12 protein-coding genes and 4 pseudogenes are annotated in these 17,664 nt (G+C 67.1%); 7 read left to right on the forward strand and 9 right to left on the reverse strand.

The window, feature by feature from the left end:
• Positions 1-5 precede the first annotated feature (5 nt).
• Positions 6-976 (forward strand): annotated as a pseudogene (locus HUT19_RS43805) (transposase); the annotation flags it as partial.
• Positions 977-1,133: 157 nt separating this feature from the next.
• Here HUT19_RS43805 and HUT19_RS43810 read toward each other — a convergent pair.
• Positions 1,134-1,305 (reverse strand): annotated as a pseudogene (locus tag HUT19_RS43810) (IS5/IS1182 family transposase); the annotation flags it as partial.
• A gap of 966 nt (positions 1,306-2,271) precedes the next feature.
• Positions 2,272-4,068 carry a glycoside hydrolase family 9 protein gene (locus HUT19_RS40430; protein WP_303332560.1) on the reverse strand — a complete coding sequence of 599 codons (1,797 nt, stop codon included), beginning with the start codon at positions 4,066-4,068 and terminating at the stop codon, positions 2,272-2,274.
• A gap of 524 nt (positions 4,069-4,592) precedes the next feature.
• Between HUT19_RS40430 and HUT19_RS44490 the strand changes: the two genes are divergently transcribed.
• Positions 4,593-5,057 (forward strand): hypothetical protein, encoded by a 465-nt coding sequence (locus tag HUT19_RS44490; protein WP_176186216.1) that lies wholly within the window; start codon positions 4,593-4,595, stop codon positions 5,055-5,057.
• On the opposite strand, the gene HUT19_RS40440 is transcribed toward HUT19_RS44490, so the two are convergent.
• The 3 genes from HUT19_RS40440 to HUT19_RS40450 form a co-directional block, all read right to left on the reverse strand.
• Entirely contained in the window at positions 5,044-6,144 is a 1,101-nt protein-coding gene (locus tag HUT19_RS40440) for an amidohydrolase family protein (protein WP_176186218.1), read from the reverse strand. The two genes, HUT19_RS44490 and HUT19_RS40440, sit on opposite strands and share 14 nt — an antisense overlap.
• A 328-nt stretch (positions 6,145-6,472) precedes the next feature.
• Positions 6,473-6,778, reverse strand: a complete 306-nt coding sequence (locus HUT19_RS40445) for a Smr/MutS family protein (RefSeq protein ID WP_176186220.1) — start codon at positions 6,776-6,778, stop codon at positions 6,473-6,475.
• A gap of 272 nt (positions 6,779-7,050) precedes the next feature.
• Positions 7,051-8,247: an IS110 family transposase gene (locus tag HUT19_RS40450; protein WP_217712216.1), complete on the reverse strand. Its 1,197-nt coding sequence runs from the start codon at positions 8,245-8,247 to the stop codon at positions 7,051-7,053.
• A 370-nt stretch (positions 8,248-8,617) separates the two neighbouring features.
• Here HUT19_RS40450 and HUT19_RS40455 point away from each other — a divergent pair.
• Positions 8,618-10,059: pseudogene (locus HUT19_RS40455) on the forward strand (NF041680 family putative transposase).
• A gap of 24 nt (positions 10,060-10,083) precedes the next feature.
• On the opposite strand, the gene HUT19_RS40460 reads toward HUT19_RS40455, so the two are convergent.
• Positions 10,084-10,617 carry a phosphoribosyltransferase family protein gene (locus tag HUT19_RS40460; RefSeq protein WP_176186222.1) on the reverse strand — a complete coding sequence of 178 codons (534 nt, stop codon included), beginning with the start codon at positions 10,615-10,617 and terminating at the stop codon, positions 10,084-10,086.
• Positions 10,618-11,125: 508 nt separating this feature from the next.
• Between HUT19_RS40460 and HUT19_RS40465 the strand changes: the two genes are divergently transcribed.
• The 3 genes and pseudogenes from HUT19_RS40465 (at position 11,126) to HUT19_RS40475 (ending at position 13,358) form a co-directional block, all read left to right on the forward strand.
• A complete protein-coding gene (locus tag HUT19_RS40465) occupies positions 11,126-11,608 on the forward strand; it encodes an RICIN domain-containing protein (protein WP_176186224.1) in 483 nt (160 codons plus the stop codon).
• Between the two features lie 208 nt (positions 11,609-11,816).
• Positions 11,817-12,148 (forward strand): annotated as a pseudogene (locus tag HUT19_RS40470) (transposase); the annotation flags it as partial.
• Positions 12,149-12,416: 268 nt separating this feature from the next.
• Entirely contained in the window at positions 12,417-13,358 is a 942-nt protein-coding gene (locus HUT19_RS40475; protein WP_254886082.1) for an IS5 family transposase, read from the forward strand.
• Here the strand turns inward: HUT19_RS40475 and HUT19_RS40480 are convergent.
• On the reverse strand, positions 13,330-13,800 hold the full coding sequence (locus tag HUT19_RS40480; RefSeq protein WP_176186228.1) for a hypothetical protein: 471 nt from the start codon (positions 13,798-13,800) through the stop codon (positions 13,330-13,332). The genes HUT19_RS40475 and HUT19_RS40480 overlap by 29 nt on opposite strands.
• A gap of 526 nt (positions 13,801-14,326) precedes the next feature.
• Between HUT19_RS40480 and HUT19_RS44115 the strand changes: the two genes are divergently transcribed.
• Complete coding sequence (locus HUT19_RS44115; RefSeq protein ID WP_303332561.1) at positions 14,327-14,452, forward strand: hypothetical protein; 126 nt, start codon at positions 14,327-14,329, stop codon at positions 14,450-14,452.
• Positions 14,453-14,479: 27 nt separating this feature from the next.
• Here the strand turns inward: HUT19_RS44115 and HUT19_RS40485 are convergent, their stop codons facing one another.
• Together HUT19_RS40485 and HUT19_RS40490 are read right to left on the reverse strand one after the other, a co-directional pair.
• Positions 14,480-16,600 (reverse strand): beta-ketoacyl synthase N-terminal-like domain-containing protein, encoded by a 2,121-nt coding sequence (locus tag HUT19_RS40485; RefSeq protein ID WP_176186230.1) that lies wholly within the window; start codon positions 16,598-16,600, stop codon positions 14,480-14,482.
• Positions 16,597-17,661, reverse strand: coding sequence for a methyltransferase (locus HUT19_RS40490; RefSeq protein ID WP_176186232.1), 1,065 nt, complete (start codon positions 17,659-17,661; stop codon positions 16,597-16,599). Before HUT19_RS40490 ends, HUT19_RS40485 begins: the two co-directional genes overlap by 4 nt.
• Positions 17,662-17,664 lie beyond the last annotated feature (3 nt).

Below are 17,664 nucleotides of genomic sequence, written 5' to 3' on the forward strand. Positions count from 1 at the left end.
TCACTGATAGGCACATCCTCTCCCGCAAGAAGTCCGACCGCCAGGACGCGGTCGTCCTGGCGAACATCCTGCGGACCGATGCCGAACTCCACCGCCCACTGCCAGGCGACTCCGACCTGGTCAGAGCAATCGCCGTGCTCGCGCGGGCCCAGCAGGACGCGGTCGGGACCGCACCCGCGCCCACAACCGGCTCCGATCACACCTGCGTGAGTACTACCCCGCGATCCTCGAGGCGTTCGCAGGCAAACGCGAGCGGCTGCTGTCCCGGGAAGCCCGCGCGATCCTGGCGGTCGCGCCCACCCCGGCCGAGGCGGGCCGGCTGTCCCGCAGCCGCCTCAAGGCCGCCGTCATAAGGGCCGGCCGTCAGCGCCGCGTCGAGGCGGAGACCGACCGGCTCCTGGAGGTGTTCCGCCGGACCTGGCCCCGCCAGCCGCCTCTTGTTGAGAAGGCCATGGGACGGCAGACGCTCGCCCTCCTCGCCCAGCTGGACGCGGCCTGCCGGGCATGCGACGACCTCGCACACGACACTGAGGACCTGTTCCTGCAGCACCCCGACGCGGAGATCATCACGAGCTTCCCCGGCCTGGCCACGCTCACCGGGGCCCGCATACTCGCCGAGATCGGCGACGACCGAACCCGGTTCGGCCAGGCTCGAGGCCTGAAGGCCTATGCCGGAAGCGCCCCGGTCACTCGTGAATCCGGCAAGAGCCGCCGGGTCACCCACCGCCGGATCAAGAACAGTCGCCTGGCCGCGACCGGGCGGCACTGGGCATTTGCCGCGCTGACCGCCTCCCCCGGGGCCCACGCCCACTACAACCGCCGACGCAACAACGGCGACCGCTACCACGCGGCCCTCCGCCATCTGTTCAACAGCATGCTCGGACAGCTCCACCACTGCCTGGCCAGCCGCCAGAACTTCGACGAAGCGATCGCCTTCAGCCGGCCTGAACCTTCCCCACTCGCAACAGCTGCTTGACCCGATGGCTGCAGGGGGTGTCTTGTCCCCGCAGGGTGGTCCGGGCGCGTCCGCGGATGTCCACCGGCCGGTCGCGGGGCGCGGACGCGGTCCAGGACTGGGATCGGTTGAGGAGCGTCCACCTCACTGTCCCTGTGTGATCAGAATCCAGCGATCGGCAGCCGCCGTCACTCGCCAGGTGGATCTTCGTTGTGAGTCCGCCCGGTGAACGGCCGATCGCCTCATCGTCCCGATGCCAGGCAGCAGAACGGTGTCGGCTCGGTATCCGTGCCGGCCGTCGCCGGGCTCCGGCAGCGTGCTGGTGAGCTCGCCGACACGGTGGAGTCCACGCTCACCGTCGGTCAGTCGATGCGGGCCTCCGCGTCAGCGTCGGCCTGGAAGGTCCGCTGAATTCTGTCCCACATCCCATCTGCTGAGCACCTGCGATGCCGGTCGTGCGCCGTCTTCCGTTTCCCGGACCGTGTCGGTACTCGACCCCCGTGTATGTGCATGTTGGCCATGGGCTGGTGTTGCCAGGAAAGGGCCCGGACCCGCGCGATTAGCGGAGCACGAACGCTTAAACACCAGAGTCCGGGCGCTCAGGCGCCGGACCCTGGCCCCTACTTCAGGGTTGACTAACGTTCAGGACTCAGAGCTCGTAACAGGGTCACGAGGTGGCCCGCGTGGCGCGCCTGGGCAACTAAAGCGTGTCCGGAGTCCCGCCAGGCCCTCGCATCCGAGGTCGCGCAGGAGTCCGAGTGACCCGCTGGCTTCCGCTCCGCATCAGCCGTCCAGGACCTTCACCGTGAACACCTCCAGCGGCTGCATGTCAACTCCGTGTGCCGCCAGCCGACTTGTAGGGTGGCGCTTGCGCGCGCTTCTAGGGTGCTGAGGTATGGGGATGATCATATGGCTGGATGAGCCGCAGCGGGGCCGTCGGGTTCTTCGGGCGATACGCGTAGGCGGCGGGCGAACAGGAGGTGGACGGAACCACGCCGATCCGCGCGGTGGTCGCGGTCGCGCCCGCCTACGAGGACGTCGTGTCCTGGCGCGGACCCACACGCCGCCCAAAGTCGTGGCCATCCCGTCCGTGCCCAGAATGCCTATGCTCATAGGGGTTTCCGCCTCCGGATCCGTGGTGAAGAGGACAGGACAGCGACTTGCCGCTGGTCACCGTGTGGTGTGCATCGGATCGGGCAGGATCTGGATACGTATATGGAACACGCTCGGTGCCGGTGGCACGATGCGGCTTCCGGAGCTGATGGGTGCGTGGAGGACGCGCTACGTGGACAACATGCTGGCCGCGCGGGGGCGGTTCACTGGACGTCGATGTTCTTCTGGTCGGCCGCGAATGAGACGACCCACGACAGCGCCGAGTTCCAGTTGATGGCGACCTCGTTGGTCGACCACGACTGGATGTCGTCGATGTAGCAGAACTGCGGCGCTGGCTTCCGGGGTGGATCGACCGTGCGGTCGATCAGCAACCTGCTCGCCTTCGGATCTTCCAGACCGACGTTCGGGCCGCCGGCGATCGAACCGGCCGGCGGCTCCGGCAGTGCCGGATCGATCGCGTGACCGTAGAGGCGGCTGTGCTGGTTGTGGGAGTTGTGTCGGCCGTGGCCGGTCACATAGGACTCGTTGAGGGCGTTGCGGCCGAGGATGTAGTCCAGTCCTTCCAGCACCCCGTCGCGGTAGCGCCGGTTGCCGGTCAAGTCGAAGGCGGTCGCGATGACGGCGAGCTTGTTGAGGACCACACTGTTGGAGCCCCAGCCATACTCGTGGTCCGCAAGCGGCATCCCGTACGCCTGGCCTTGTGCCGTCTGGAGGTACCGGTCGGCGGCGGCCACCACCGAGGCACGGGCGGCGTTCCGGTCGCCGTCCGGCAGCGGGCTGGGCACGGTCGCCAGGTCGAGCCGGCCGAGCGCGGCGACCTGCTGCCAGCCGAACCCTGAGGGCGGGAACGGGTCAGCGGTCGCATACGGCGAGGCCCGCGGTTCGTCCAGAAACGCCTGCTCGCCGGTGGTGATGAACAGCTCAGCGGCTGCCCAGTAGAACTCGTCGGTGACGTCGCGGTCGTCGTACGGGCCACCGCCGGTCGTGTCGTCCTTGCTGGCGTAGACCTCCCGGTGGGCCTGCGCGGCGGTACGGGCGGCGGTCAGGCAGCGCTGGGCGAAGCCGGGATCGAAGGGCACGTACAGCCGGGCGCCCTGTGCGGCGGCCGCGGCCAGGTTGAGCGTCGCCGCCGTGGACGGCGGGTGCAGATGACGCGGCTGCGGATCCTGGTCCGGAGCCATCGGCAGTCCGGTCCAGCTGTCGTCGTGCACTTTGTGGTGCGCCATTCCCGCGAGGGGCTGACCTGCGGGTACCTGCATGCGCAGCAGGAACTCCAGCTCCCAGCGCGCCTCGTCGAGGATGTCCGGAACGCCGTTGCCGTGCTCGGGAACGCGCAGGTCGCCGTCGCCCGGCGGACCCTGGCGCCTGCGGGGCGCGGTCAGCGTCCGCTCGTACAGGCTGAGGAGTTGGTAGGTGGCGATGCCGCCGTTGACCACGTACTTGCCCTCGTCCCCGGCGTCGTACCAGCCGCCGCTCACGTCCAGCTGATAATCGCCGGCACCCGGCTGGCAGGGCACGCTGGTGTCGCCCTGGTTGGGGGCGACTCCGATGTGTCCGGCCGGACGTGCGTATCCGGGCGCCAGCGCGTCGGTGATGGGGATGCCACTGCGCTGGAGGTAGAAGAAGTGCAGGGCGTCGGAGCGCAGCTGGTCATAGACGGTGGGGGAGATGTCGAACGGGTAGCTGGTCTGCCCGTCGACGATCAGCGTGTATCCGGTGCCGGCCTGCGTCACCGCGCTGAAGTCCAGCGTGTGCACCTGCTGCCCGGAGGATGTGTCCAGCCCGGCGGCCGGCGTTGTGGTGCCGGAGGTGACGGTGACGCCGGCGCTGTTGTTCACCTGCCAGGGGATCGATCCGGGCGCGTCGGTCACGACCGTCGCGTGTTTCGGTCCGAACGGCAGATAACCGACCTGGTTGACCCGCACCGGCGGGCCGGTGTCCGGTACGTAGGGGGGCACCGGATCGCCGCCTGTGAGGGACACGCCGCCCACGCAGAACACCCAGGCCGCCCTCCGGAAGAATCCTGTGAACGCATGGACTACGTGCTGGAAAACCCTGCCAATGTCGACGCTGTGGCTGTTGCAGGTATCCGTGAAAGACTCCGTCAGCTTGATGCGGCCTATGATCAATCACCCTCAACTGCACTTCTTGGGACAACGGGGCAACTCCATGGACAGGTTGCATATCTGAGAGAGCGCGCGAGGAGTTTTCCCGCCAGGCGATCCCTTTACGAAGTTGAGGATGAATCAGCGATCTTCATGGGGCAACTCGTTTGGGATGTGAGCCAACGGCGAGACACTGCTGGGCCGATGGCCTACTTCGACGAAGCTGTTCATGCGGCACGCAACTCGCGAGACCTATGCGCTGAATCCTACGCAATTCTCCGGAAGGGATACGTGGCCCTATATGGAGAGAAGGATCCTGGAAAAGGCCTGGCCTTGCTCAGGAATCGGCCACTGTGGCAAGAGGCTGCAGCCCCTCTCTGTCTGGCCTGGCCCTCCTGCATGTCGCGGAAGGGTGTGCCATGATGCGAGACCTCGCTCGCTGCCAAGCCGCCTTGAAAAATGCGGAGCAGCAGTTTCGTCGCATCGACGCAGATGACATCGGCGCCGAATATCACTCCGGCGGTGAATACGATCGAATGGCTGGATCCTGCTATCTCTTCTTGGGCTTGCCGACCCGTGCGCAAAACTCTTTGGAAGCAACCGTCGACTTTTTGGCCCGCAAGAAGAAGAGTCAAGCCCTTACTCTCGGAAGCCTGACTCTTTCCTACATACGTCAACGTAAACTTGACGAAGCTGCGGCAATGATGCACAAGACGATCGATGCCGTAGAAGTGACACGCGGCGGAGGTGGGTTGAATGCGACCGCCCCGCATCGGCGTCCGGTCCGGGAGCAACGGCTCGATCCGTGCCCAACTGCGCATCAGTCAACGACACATCAGGCCAACGATCCGATGATCCAAACGTTACGCCCTAGGTGCGCTTGAGCGTGGGCATGAGGCGGAGGGCGTTGTCACGGTTGATGCCGCGGCGTTGGCGGTTGGTGAGGACGGGGTCGGTCTCGATGGCTGGCACCGTGTAGCTGGTGATGATGTCGGCGGAGGCCGCCGGCCAGTCGGTGCCGAAGAGGATCCGGTCGGCACCGGCGGTGGCCACCAGCGTGGCCGAGGGGGCCAGCGGGCCCGCTGTGTCGTAGTAGAAGCGGTGGAGATAGTCCTGTACACGGGCAGCATCGAGGGGTGGGGTGCAGAAGCTGCCGAAGGCCTTCATGCGGGTGGCGATCTGAGGGAGGAACCCGCCGGCGTGTGGCAGGACGACTGACAGGTGCGGGTAGCGGTCGAGTGTCCTGGTACGGATCAGGTTCACGGCGGCACGCGTGGAATCCAGCAGGAAATCGCACATGAAGTTCGGGATTCCGGGGACGGTGGGCACGCCGGGTGGTCCGCCCGGGAGGTCGAGCGGGTGGGTGAATAGGACCGTGGCGCGTTCGTCGAGTTCCGCGAGGAAGCGGTCGTAGGAGGGATCACCGAGGTAGATACCGTTGTAGTTGGCTTTCACGCTGACTCCAACGGCACCGAGCTTGTCGAAAGCGTGTTGGAGAGCCCACGTGGTCACGTCGGGATGGTCCAGGACAGCAGGGCCGAGGATCGCGAAACGGCCCGGGTGTGCGGCCACCAGCTCGGCCAGTGCCTCGAAGACGACAGTGAGGCCTTCCCTGGCCTGCGCGGCGGAGCGGTACCGGTCCTGCATGGTCGGGTTGAGGACCGCGGTTGCGATGCCCACCCGGTCCATCAGCGCCAGAGTGGAGTCCAGATCCCAGCGCGCCCACCACGGCAGTTCCTGCCGCCGCAGCAGGCCCTCACGCTCGGCCCAGTCGACCCAGGCCGGAGCGGTGAAATGGTGGTGGACGTCAATCCTTGCCCGGCCGGCGTTGTCACCGCTCTGCGAGCCCTGCGGCACCGCTTCCTCCCTGGCCAGCGCACTGGCCCCGCCCGTCGCGGCGACGGCGGTCGCCACCGCACCACCGGTGATCAGCAGACTGCGCCGACTCATGGCCTCGGTTGATTCCGGCATCCGGGTATCCCATCCGTAGCTCCAGCTTGCTGCACCACGATGGCCCGGCGGCGGGCCTGCGATCAGCACGGCGTGCCCTGTTCGAAGGCCGGTTACCTCGGACGGACGCGGTCCTCAGGGCGGGGCCTGGCCCGTTCCCGCCGTCGTCCGGCTTTTTTGGGACGGGGCGTCGAGTGCAGACCGCCGAGGGGAAGGCGTCGTGCCGGCATCGATACAGATTCACCCGTACTGGTTCACGCCATGGACGGGACGGGTGATATGGCCGTAACGCATCGCGGAGGGCGCGCGCGGGGTCGGGCTGCGGCCTCACTGTTTGCCGACTCCCTTATCACATGCCCCAGTCATGGTCTTCCTCGTCGCCCGCGGGGGCAGCGGAGCGTGACCCGGGCGGAGCCATGCGAACGATGACTCGGCCGCTGTTGCCTGGAAGGGTTTCAACAGCGTGGTACAGCTTCTTGATGTGCTTCTGCGCAAGGAACGTCAGTACTCGCTGCTTAAGCTGCCCCGATCCTTTGCCCGGAATGAACTGAACGGCATCCTCGCCCGTATGCACCGCTTTGAAGATCGTCTGTCGCAGCGTCAGCTCGATATCACGGTTGTTCTGGAAAATCGGATGCAGATCTACAGTGATCACTCTTACCTGTCTCCTTTAGCCATGCTTAAGGGCCCATCATCCTCCGTCGGGGAAGACGGGATGATCGCGGCCGCGGTCCGAACTACCGCACGCCAACCTACCGTAGCTGGGGGAGAGTTAGCTGGTGCGGCCAGCTGAGGGGCACCCAGCGCACCGGCTACCTGGAGGGTGCCGACAGGGGTGGAGAAGTCCGGACCCAGGCAGTTCGCTTGGGCCACGTACAGGCCGAGCGATCAGAGGCCGCGAGGATCAGAGACTTCCCAATGCCGTTGTCAAGCCGCTGCGACAGCCGCAGGTGCCTCTTGGTAGCACGTTCCGTCGCGGATCATGGCCCATAGGACGTTGACTCGTCGGCGGGCGAGGGACAGCAGGGCCTGCTGGTGGTTCTTGCCTTCCTTGCGCTTGCGTTCGTAGTACGTCCGCGAGGCCGGACAGACCCTGAGGCTGGCCAGTGAGGAGAGGTAGAAGGCTCTCAGGAGCCCACGGTGGAAACGGCTGGGTCGACGCATGTTGCCGTTGACGCGGCCGGAGTCGCGTGGAACAGGTGCCAGGCCGGCGAAGGTGGCCAGGCGGTCGGCGGTGCCGAAGGGCGCCAGGTCACCGCCGGTGGCGGCGATGAACTCAGCACCGAGCCGGGGCCCCATGCCGGGCAGGTTGTTGATCACCTCTGCGTGCTGGTGCTGGTGAAACCGGGCCTCGATGAGGGCGTCGACTTCGGCGATCTCCGTGTTGAGGGCAATCACCCCCTTCGCCAGGCGGGCCACGAGGCTCCCGGCCACCTTCTCACCGGGCAGGGCGGTGTGCTGGGCCTGGGCCGCTTCGACCGCTGTCCGGGCCAGTTCGGCGGCGCCTCTGACCTTGCGATTCTTCAACCAGGTCTCGATGCGCTTGGCGCCGGTGCGGCGGATCGCCGCCGGAGCCTGATAGCCGGTCAGCAGCATGACCGGCCCATGGTTGGTCAAGGTCAGGGCGCGTTCGAGTGCGGGGAAGATCTCCAGCAGCTGGGCCCGGAGCCGGTTGATCTGCCGGGTGCGGTCGCAGACCAGATCGGTGCGGCGGGCGATGAGGAGCCGCAAGTCAACGGCCACCTCGTCACCGGGCCGCAGGATGCCGAGGTCGCGGCGCATCCGGGCCTGGTCGGCGATGACGTGTGCGTCCTTCGCGTCGGTCTTGCCCTGGCCCCGGTAGGCGGCGGAGGCGTGGTGCACGGCCAGGCCCGGCAGATAGACCATCGGCTGGCCGTGGTCGAGCAGCAGACCGATGACCAAGGCGGCGCCGCCGCGGTTAATGTCGACTGCCCAGAGCACGTCCTCGGAGAGGGACAGGACAGCGATGATCAGCTCCAGGAGCTGGGATTCGTCGTTGAGGACCCGCCGGGAGAGGAGTCGCTCGCCCTTCTCGTCGATCACCACGCAGTGGTGATGTTCCTTGCCGATGTCTAACCCGGCCCAGATCTCGGGCACGGTCACCTCCGCCAGCTCGTCGTCACGTTCACCCTGCAGACGACCTCGCCGGCACTGTCCTACGAAGCGATGGAGTCGCGTATCCCAATCAGCGGTCGAGTCGTCGCGGGCTCCGGGCGGCCAAGTTTCTGAAGCCATCCGACGGCGACACGCACTGAGCCATACCCGGAGCCCCGGGCCCACCGATCCTACGAATGACCGGCCCGAGCCCGCCCCTGAAACGTAGGACACGCACTCGACTTGTTCTTTTTCTTCCGGCCTCGAATGGTGTCTCGAACTGAGTCGCTCACCTGGGGATTCGCCGGACGTGGGGGCGGCCTTCGTCTGATCCTGTGCTCCGATCAAGGTGCACGTGACCACGACGAAGGCCGTGAGGGTGAGTCTGCTGCCTGGTGCTGTCCGGAGGGAAGCGTTCGCGGAGGCGTCATGCTTCCGGGGCGAGTTCTACGAGTGTCTGACCGCCCGGCGCGACGAGTTGTTCGAGTTGGTGGACGCGGTGCTGTGTGCGGACGGTGCGGTGAAGTCCCCGGTGGACTTGACGCTGCTGCCCGAGCATCGGCGTGGGCACGGAGCGATGTACGGCGGCCTGAACCACGGCCGGATCGACCTCGGCCGGCTGCGGGCGGCGCTGGCCGGGCTCCAGCTGCCGCGTTTCGACGGCGGGCGTCTGGTCCTGGCGGTCGATGTGTCGCCGTGGCTTCGCTCGGATGCGCCGTGCTCTGCGGAGCGGCTGTTCTGCCACGTCTACGGCAGGGCGAAGACGGCGTCGCAGTTCATTCCGGGCTGGCCCTACTCCTTCGTGGCCGCGTTGGAGCCTGGCGCCACGTCCTGGACCGCGATCCTGGACGCGGTCCGGCTCGGCCCTGCGGACGACGCGACCGCGGTCACCGCCGCCCAGCTCCGAGGAGTCGTTGAACGGCTCATCGCCGCAGGCCAGTGGCAGACCGGGGACCCGCATATCGTGATCGTCAGCGACGCCGGTTACGACGTCACGCGCTTGGCCTGGGTCCTGCGTGACCTGCCGGTCGAGCTCGTCGGCCGGGTCCGCTCCGACCGCGTGATGCGTTTGCCGAAGCCACCGAGGATGCACGGCGTCAAGGCAGGCCGCCCAAGCATGGTCCGGAGTTCCGCTTCACCAGGCCGGAGACCTGGCCCGAGCCCGCGATCACCACGGTCACCGGCACCGCCAACTATGGCAAGGCTGAGACCCAGGCATGGGCCCGGGTCCATCCACGGCTCACCCACCGCTCCTCCTGGCTCGACCACGACGGTGAACTGCCGTTGGTCGAAGGGACGTTGATGCGATTGAAGGTCGAGCATCTGTCGAAGGACCGGGATGCCCCGCCGGTGTGGTTGTGGTCCTCCAAGACCGGCGCCACCCCGGACGACGTGGACCGCTTCTGGCAGGCATTTCTCCGCCGCTTCGATCTGGAGCACACCTTCCGCTTCGCGAAGCAGACCCTGGGCTGGACCGCTCCGAAACTCCGTACTCCCGAGGCGGCGGACCGCTGGACCTGGCTCCTGATCGTCGCTCACACCCAGCTCCGGCTCGCCCGGCCGCTGGCCAGCGATCTCTGCCGGCCCTGGGAGAAACCCACCACCTCCGACCGGCTCACCCCGGCCCGAGTCCGCCGCGGGTTCAGGAACATCCGCGCTCACCTCGCCTGCCCGGCCCATGTTCCCAAACCCCGAGGCGCTGGCCCTGGACGGTCACCCGGCGCCAAGAACAAACACCGGGCACCCCGCTACGACGTCGGCAAGACCGTCAAACGCCCCGAGACCCTCAAGGCCATCGGCAAACCCGGAAGATCTTGGTAGATCAAGCTGAGCTCAGCTTGTTCTTTATCGGTACGGTGGGAGTTCTTGCGCAGTCAACAGCCCTCGAATAGTGCCGAGGGCGTTCTTCGGCGCACCGGTGAGCTGATCGACGATGACACTGCATCCCACCCAGGTGGACCCGCACTCCTCGACCATGCTCTGGGCGGCCGCAGCCTGGCTACCGGTCTCAATCCAGTCATCAACCAGCAGCACACGGTCTCCCGGCCCCAGCGACGATCGCTGGAGTCGCAGCGTGTGACGAAGGCGTCGGTAGTCGGCAGACGACTGACGCACAACTTTGTCGCCTGGGAAGAGGCCCTCGCCCTTGCGGATGGGAACGAAACCGACGCCGAGCTCGACGGCCGCGGCACCGCCCAGAAGGAATCCCCGTGACTCGATCCCACAGACTGCCGTGATCTGGGCATCCCGGAACGGTTCAACGAGAGCGGCGACCACCGCGGCCAGTGCCTTGGCATCCCGAAAGATCGCCCACACATTCGCGTGACCACCGATCCACCGGAAGTGTTCAAGCATCAGGTCACGTGCAGTCGAAGGCATGGGCGGAAGTCTTCCGATCGCCGACCAACGCAGCAAGCCATTAACGACCACACCGGCATCCTGGCTCTCACGACATCAACTTGAGCTTGTAGATAAAGAACAAGCTAAGTGGATGGGCTTGGTCTCCGGCCGCAGGGTCTGTACACCGCGGCGGGGCTAGGCTATTCCGTGCGATTCTGTCCCAGAGAAATAGATATTATTATATGTCCCTCTTATGGGGGATTCTTTGGTTCTCTGGAATCCGCTTCACTTGGTCGTGAGCGCGCCATTTGGGCGCTGTGAACGACGGCGGACTTTCTATCCGGACGTGTGTGGCTGCTGTTGCCGCGTCTGTCGTGTTGGCCTCCGGATCGCGCTGCAACGCGGCCCACGCCGCCCTCCGAAGGGGCGGAGCGCGGATCAGGTATCCGTCCGCCGCGCGACGCCGCGCCCTCCGGACGAGGCCCGATCCCTTTGGGCGCCGCAACTTAACAGAAGATTTCCATGTTTTCAGCACGAGGAGGGAAACGTGTCGTTCATCAAGAAAGCGGTACTCGTGTGGAGTGCAGTGGCTGCCCTCGCGGGTGCACTGGCGCCCGCAGCGCAGGCGCAGCAGACCCAGGTACTGTCTTTCTACAACCCGGCGGTACATGGAATGCTGGACGCCAACTGTTCCGGCGCCGGTCCTGTCACCTGGGCACCCGTCGGCGGGGGCTCCTGCCAGCAGTGGAGGCTCGTACCCGCCAGTCAGGGGCTCCTCCTTGTCAACGTCGGCAACGGGATGTGTGTCCAAGCACCGGCGCAGGTCAGTGAGAACCCGGACATGGTGACCTGCGACGCGCTCGACCCCACCGAACAGTGGCTGATGGAATCGGTCGGTGACCAGGTTTTCATCGCGCAGGCTTCGGCCCCGCACCATGTTCTTGCCGCCACCCAGAATTTCGACCGCATCGAATACCAGGAGAAAACGGGTGTCGCCCAACAGCTGTGGTACACCACACCCCCAGTGTGAAGCCTGCCTCGGCACCCACCGTTCTGGTCCAGCACAAGGGAGCCAGCTCCGCACCCCCCGGAGCTGGCTCCGCGAATGCGGCGCAGCTTCCACGCACCCGGGCCGCTGCGGTCCTGAGGGCAAGGCCTATTCCTCCCGCGCCGGGCCTTGACCCTTGATCCTGGACACACGAGACACTGGATCCTGAGGATCTGGGAACGGACATCTCGTGGTCATGAAGAACTATCCGCCGGAGTTCAAGGCGGACGCGGTCGCGCTGTACGAGTCGCGGCCCGAGGCGACGATCAGGCAGGTTGCTGCCGATCTGGGGATCAACCCCGAGACCTTGCGGAACTGGGTCCGGGCAGCTGGTGCGAGCCGACCGCGGGGACGCCGGGCGGAAGTGCCGGCCGAACCGCCGACGCCGTTGGAGGCGGAGAACGCGGCCCTGCGCAAGAAGGTCCGCGAGCTGGAGGAGGAACGCGAGATCCTGCGCAAGGCGGCGAAGTACTTCGCCGGGGAGACGCGCTGGTGAACCGCTTCCAGTTCGTCGCCGACCACCACCGCCGCTACGGCGTGAAGCGGCTGTGCGCTACGAGAAGACCGCCACCGTCTACCGGGCCGGGCTCCTCGTCGCAGGCATCTTCCTCTGGTCCGCACGATGATCCGAAAGAAACGGCCTCAGAAGCCATCCGCTTACCGCTCGGCAGGCTTGATCAGTCGAACACGGTTTTTGTTCGGGTGATCTCTCGGCAGTCGGGACATAGCGGCAGGGCCTCCTGGTAGCTCGGGGTTGCGATCCCAACCGAGCAGCACCAGGAGGCACCCTGTGTCGCAGTCTTTCGTGCTGGCGTCTTTGGAGTCCAACGCGCCGTCTCTGGCGTGTGACTGTCTCGCGCACAGGTTCGGCAACGCGGCGGACGGGCCGGACCGCGTGCGGTGTTACGGCTCCGGCCTGACGGAGGCGGAGTGGCAGGTCATCCGGCCGCTGCTGCCGGTCCCCGCGTGGTTTCAGGGGCGGGGTGGGCGGCCGGAGGGCTATTGCCACCGCGTGATGTCGGATGCGGTCCGCTATGTAGTCGACAACGGCGTCAAGTGGGTCGACCTGCCCTGTGACTTCCCGCCGTACCGGCGGGTGCACGCGTTCGCCCGCCGCTGGCAGGTGACGGGCTTGCTTGCCGAGCTCCACGACCGGCTGCGCGACAAGGTGCGCCAGAAGGAAGGCCGTTCGCCGGACCCGACGGCCGCCATCGTGGACTCGCAGTCACTGCGGGCAGCGGCGAACATTCCGCGCTCGACGTCCGGGTGGGACGGCGGGAAGAAGGTGGGCGGCCGCAAGCGGCACCTGGTGGTGGACTGCCTCGGCCTGGTCTTGGCCGTCGTGGTGAGCGCGGCGAGCGTGCAGGACCGCCACGCCGCACTGCCCTTGCTGGAGCGGCTGCGCACCATGTACGTCTCCATCCGCCTCGTCTGGGCGGACGGTGGCTATGCGGGTCGGCTCGTCGACTGGGCGGCCGACAAGCTCCAGATCACCCTTGAGATCGTCAAACGCACCGACGACACCAGCGGGTTCGTGGTGCTGCCGCGCAGGTGGGTGGTGGAAAGAACGCTGAGCTGGCTGATGCGCTCGCGCCGCCTGGTGCGCGACTACGAGACGCTGCCCGCCATGCACGAGGCCATGGTGCTGTGGTCCATGACCATGCTCATGAGGAGCCGCCTGGCCGGGCGCCGGCCGGGCGCCTTCAGTCGGCCGGCGCCCCGAGCGGGGTGAACACCCCCGCCCGCACCTGGAGTGCCCACCCCCGCTCCACCAGGCGTTTCGTCTTCGACCGCAGCCCCTCGACCTTCGCTGGAACCGCCTGAAGGCCCAGGGCTGCGGCCAGCTGCTGGCACCGCATACCCTCCCGGGCCGCATCCGGCTCCAGCACGGACATGATCCGCTGGTAGTCCGGAGGCAGGGCCGTCGCTGTCATGCCCTCGACCCGTCTGGGCACCACCGACCCCGCCACCGCACTCACCACCGGCTCCGCGACCGCGACAGGCGGCTCCGCCAGCACCTCGGCCACCGTCACCCGGGCATCCGCCAGACGCTGAAGTGCCCGCTCCGCCTCGCCGAGCGCAGACTGCACCCGCTCGGCCTCCTCCCGCAGCCGTGCCACCTCTTCCCGGACCTTCTTCTCCCGGGCCTCCAGCAGACCGAGCACCGACGGCACGAGCCACCTCCACAAGCAAGACGAACGGACGAACCACGCCCATCTCTGTCGCCGCCAGCCGGAGTTCATGCCCACCCAGCCCGAACCAAACGATCACGTTCGGAAAGCGGATGGCGTCTGAGGTAGTCCTGTGACCTGCGGTTATGTGAACACCTCTGACTTCATCATGCTGTTGATCTGGGATGCGGCAGTTCAGATGGGAAGTGTTGCAACTCAACTGGTAATTCTTTTGAGTTCGGTGTGATCGAGGTGGGCAGTGTGGCATGTCCATAAAAAGAGCCTCGGGGTGGGGTCGAGGTGCAGCGTGTTGTGTATCGGGGTGGCGGCGGTGGTGTCTGCCAGCCCGTTTGTCGTGAGTGTCCGCGCCGATGAGATCGACACAGGTAGATAGATTGGGGGTTCCGGGGTCTCCGGACTGTGTCCCTGACAGGCGCGGTCGGGCAGGCCCCGGTCTGCTGTAGGTCAGCCGTCGGTGATGGTCAGCGGGAGGCTGGGGCAGATTTGAACAACCCTCGGCTCGGATGCCTTGGCGAGTCCAGAAGAGCGCCTTCACCATGCCGCGCTGGCAGGTGTGCCGGAGCTCTTCGAGAAGCACGGCATCTCCCGTCCGCGCGGCAAGGCCATTGAGGACGTCGTCCAGTCCGCGCACTGAGCCGGATGCGGTGACCCGGTGGGGCCCTCACCCGCTCGCGTCGGCGAGCTGGTATCCGAACCGGCTCGCGACCGTGACGAGTTCCGGGTGCCGGAACCGTGCGGCGAGCGTTTCGTCGCCGTACCACTCCCGCCACTCGCCGACCTTGCCGCGCCGCATGATGCGCGGCGGGCACCCGGCTGATCCACGGTCCTGGACGCCCTGCGCGGCAACGCGGTCCTCGTGCGCCCGCATCCGCACGTAGTCACTGCGTTCCACCGCCCGCGCGACCGCCTCCGGCGACCGCGTCAGGCCGAAGGCGCTCAGCAGTCGCAGTGTGACCGCCGTCGGATCCGCCTTCAGATCCTCGAACCGTACGACCGCGGACCGGCGCAGTCCCGGCAGGGCGTCGTGCCAGGACCGGTAGAGGTCGACCCAGCCCTGAATGGGCGGCTCATCGTTGATGCCGAGACCGTCGAGGAACTCTTCGAAGGCTCCCTTTCCCTTGTCGCTGCCCGGCAGCCACATCGAGACGAAGCTGCGGAACCAGTGGTAGGAGGAGTGGATCGCGTCACGCGGATCACGCACCAGCAGGACCGCCCCGGCAAGCGGTACGTCGGTGAAATCCTGAGGTGGCAGGTGATTCTTGCAGAACCGCAGTTCGCCGGCCTTCGGCCGGACGCTGTTCGTCCGACGGTCATGGGCGTCCACGGCCGACAGCCTGCGGCGGTAGTCCACCGTTTCGGTGATGACCTGTGCGTCACCGCTCTCGGCGACCCGTTCGGTGTAGGGGTCGAGGTGGGCGAAGCCGAGTTCCATCAGGATGTTGCCGAGCAGCGCGTTCCCAGAGCCGGGGTAGGCGGCGACCACCACGTCCTGCTCTCCCAGCATCCTGACATTTTCCTTGTGTAGCTTCACGGGGTCGGGCATGGGCCCATGGGCTGTTGTCACGGATGTTCCTTGTCCCTTGTCGCGGCGTTCCATCGGCACGCCGTGCGGCCGGTTCTGCGCCTCCGCCCAGACGGCCGTCGCTATGTTTCCGCCGAATCCAAGGGCCAGCTGGGCGGTGACGCCGCCCTTGTGTGGTCCGGGCCGCGGCGCGAGCTGCGCATGCGGCTGCGTCAGCGGTGTGACGGCGGGCAGAAAGCCCTCGCGGTATGCGTTGGCGGTGATGACGGCCTCCAGCATCGGCGCGGTGCCCATGGTGTGGCCGAGCAGGGGCTTGAAGCCGAAGGCGACGGCTTGGTCGCCCAGATGGGCCAGGGCGGCCCGGTCCGTGTTGTCACATTCCCGGGTGCCCGTGGCGTGTGCCGCGTAGTAGCCGGCATCCCCCGGGGAGACGTCGGCCATGCGCAGGGACGCGTCCAAGGCCCGCAGCACATGGGTGAAGGACGGCTCGATGCTGGTCGGGTGATAGGCGTCATTACTCATGGCGGTGCCCAGCAGCCGTGCATACGCCTCTTTGGAGGAGCGTGCGGACCGGGACAGGACCAGCGCGCCGGCTCCTTCCCCCATGACGAATCCGCTGGTTCCCGACTGCAGGGGACGGCAGACGTCGTCCGGAGACTTGTCGTACACGAGCGCCCCGAGCTCGGAGAACAGACGTATCTCCTCGCCGTCGGCACCGATGTCAGCGGAGACGACCACCGCGTCCGTGGCGTCCCCCATGAGCAGCAGCCGGTGTGCGACGGCCAGTGCGTGCAAGCCGGAGGAACACGCGGTGCTTACGATGACGAAGGGGCCGTGGTAGCCGTGGCGCCGCATCACCTCGCTGCCGCTCGTCGTCCACGTCTGCTCGACGAACATGCGCCGGGCGCTGCCCTCTCCCCAAGCCAGGTACCGCGCGCGCAAGCGCTCCCGGTCGGCCCCTGTGGTGGCGTGCACCACCGCCACCCGCTCGCCCGGGCGCCATCCCCTGGCGAGCGCGTCGACGATAGCTTCATCGGCGGCGGCGGTCACGGCCCGCGTGTAGCGGGTACCCGCCGGCTCCGGGGCGGCGTGTTCGGGTACGCGCGCGATCCAGCACGGATCGGGAAAACGACCACCCAGTCCGGTGTGCGGCCGCGCGCTGGTCCGGCCGGAGAGCAGTCCGGCCCACAGCGGGTCCATCCCCCAGCCGTAGCCCGTGACCGCGCCGACGCCGAGGACGTCCACGGCCCGGGCGGTCATGAGCGGTCCTCCGCCTTGCGGGCGACGAGCAGGCCGCTGGCCGCTGACGGAACGGGCTGATCCAGCGGCAACCGCTCCGTGAACGTGAACCCGGCACCGGCCAGCATGGACTCGTACTCGGCGCGCGTGTGGTTACCGCCCCCGACCGTGTCCACCAGCATGTTGAGGCACATCAGCGCGGCATCCGCGGGGCCCGTCCCGTCGTCCTCGACGAACGCCTCCACGATGATCAGAGTTCCTCCACCGTCCAGCGCGGCATGGCACTTGCGGAGGATCCGCTCGTTAGTGTCCCGGTCGAACATGTGGAGGACGTTGCTCAAGGTGATCACGTCATAGCCGCCGGGAAGGGTCTCGTCGGCGATCAGGTCGCCGGGGTGTACGGCGATGCGGTCGTCCAGTCCGGCCTGCTTGAGGGTGCCGGCCGTGAGGGCACACACCGGTGGCAGGTCGAAGACCGTGGCGCGCAGGGCGGGGTGGAGTCGGCACAGCCGCACGGCCAGTTCTCCGGGGCCGCCGCCGACGTCGAGCAGGCCGCGATGGGGAGCGAAGTCGAAAGACCGTGCGACCGTGTCGGCGACGGGCCTCGACAATGAGCGCATCGCCTTCCAGAACAACTCGATCTCGTCGACGCCCGCGGTGGCGAACTTGGCGGACCTCTCGCGTACGCTCCACACGGTCGGCCGGTTCTCGCGCAGAGCGGTGAACAGTTCGCCCCACGCGGGGTACTGCTGTTCCTCGATCAGCCTGACGAAGCCGCCCAGCCAGAAGGGCTCCGAGGAGACCAAGTACCTGGAGCTGATAGGGCTGTTGCCGAACCGCTCGCCGTCCTCCTCGGGGATCAGTAACCCAAGCGAGACGCACGCCGTCACCAGCATGAGCGCGGGTCGCTTCCGAAGGACGAGAGCGGCTCCCAGCTCCTTGGCACTCATCGGCCCGCGTTGGGCCAGCACATCGAACAGACCTAGCCGTACCGCTGTGGCCAGCACCATCGTGCGCCGGAAACCGTCGAGCATGGACAGCAGTGGCTTGGCCGTGGTCGTCGCATGCGATGCTGATCTCACTTT

It is taken from the genome of Streptomyces sp. NA02950, assembly GCF_013364155.1.
Lineage (GTDB): Bacteria > Actinomycetota > Actinomycetes > Streptomycetales > Streptomycetaceae > Streptomyces.

What these genes read in the sequence shown, in the direction of transcription:
- HUT19_RS44490 (WP_176186216.1), top strand. Translation starts at nt 4,593, where the DNA reads ATGATGCGAGACCTCGCTCGCTGCCAAGCCGCCTTGAAAAATGCGGAG.
- HUT19_RS40440 (WP_176186218.1), bottom strand. Translation starts at nt 6,144, where the DNA reads ATGCCGGAATCAACCGAGGCCATGAGTCGGCGCAGTCTGCTGATCACC.
- HUT19_RS40460 (WP_176186222.1), bottom strand. Translation starts at nt 10,617, where the DNA reads ATGCCTTCGACTGCACGTGACCTGATGCTTGAACACTTCCGGTGGATC.
- HUT19_RS40485 (WP_176186230.1), bottom strand. Translation starts at nt 16,600, where the DNA reads ATGACCGCCCGGGCCGTGGACGTCCTCGGCGTCGGCGCGGTCACGGGC.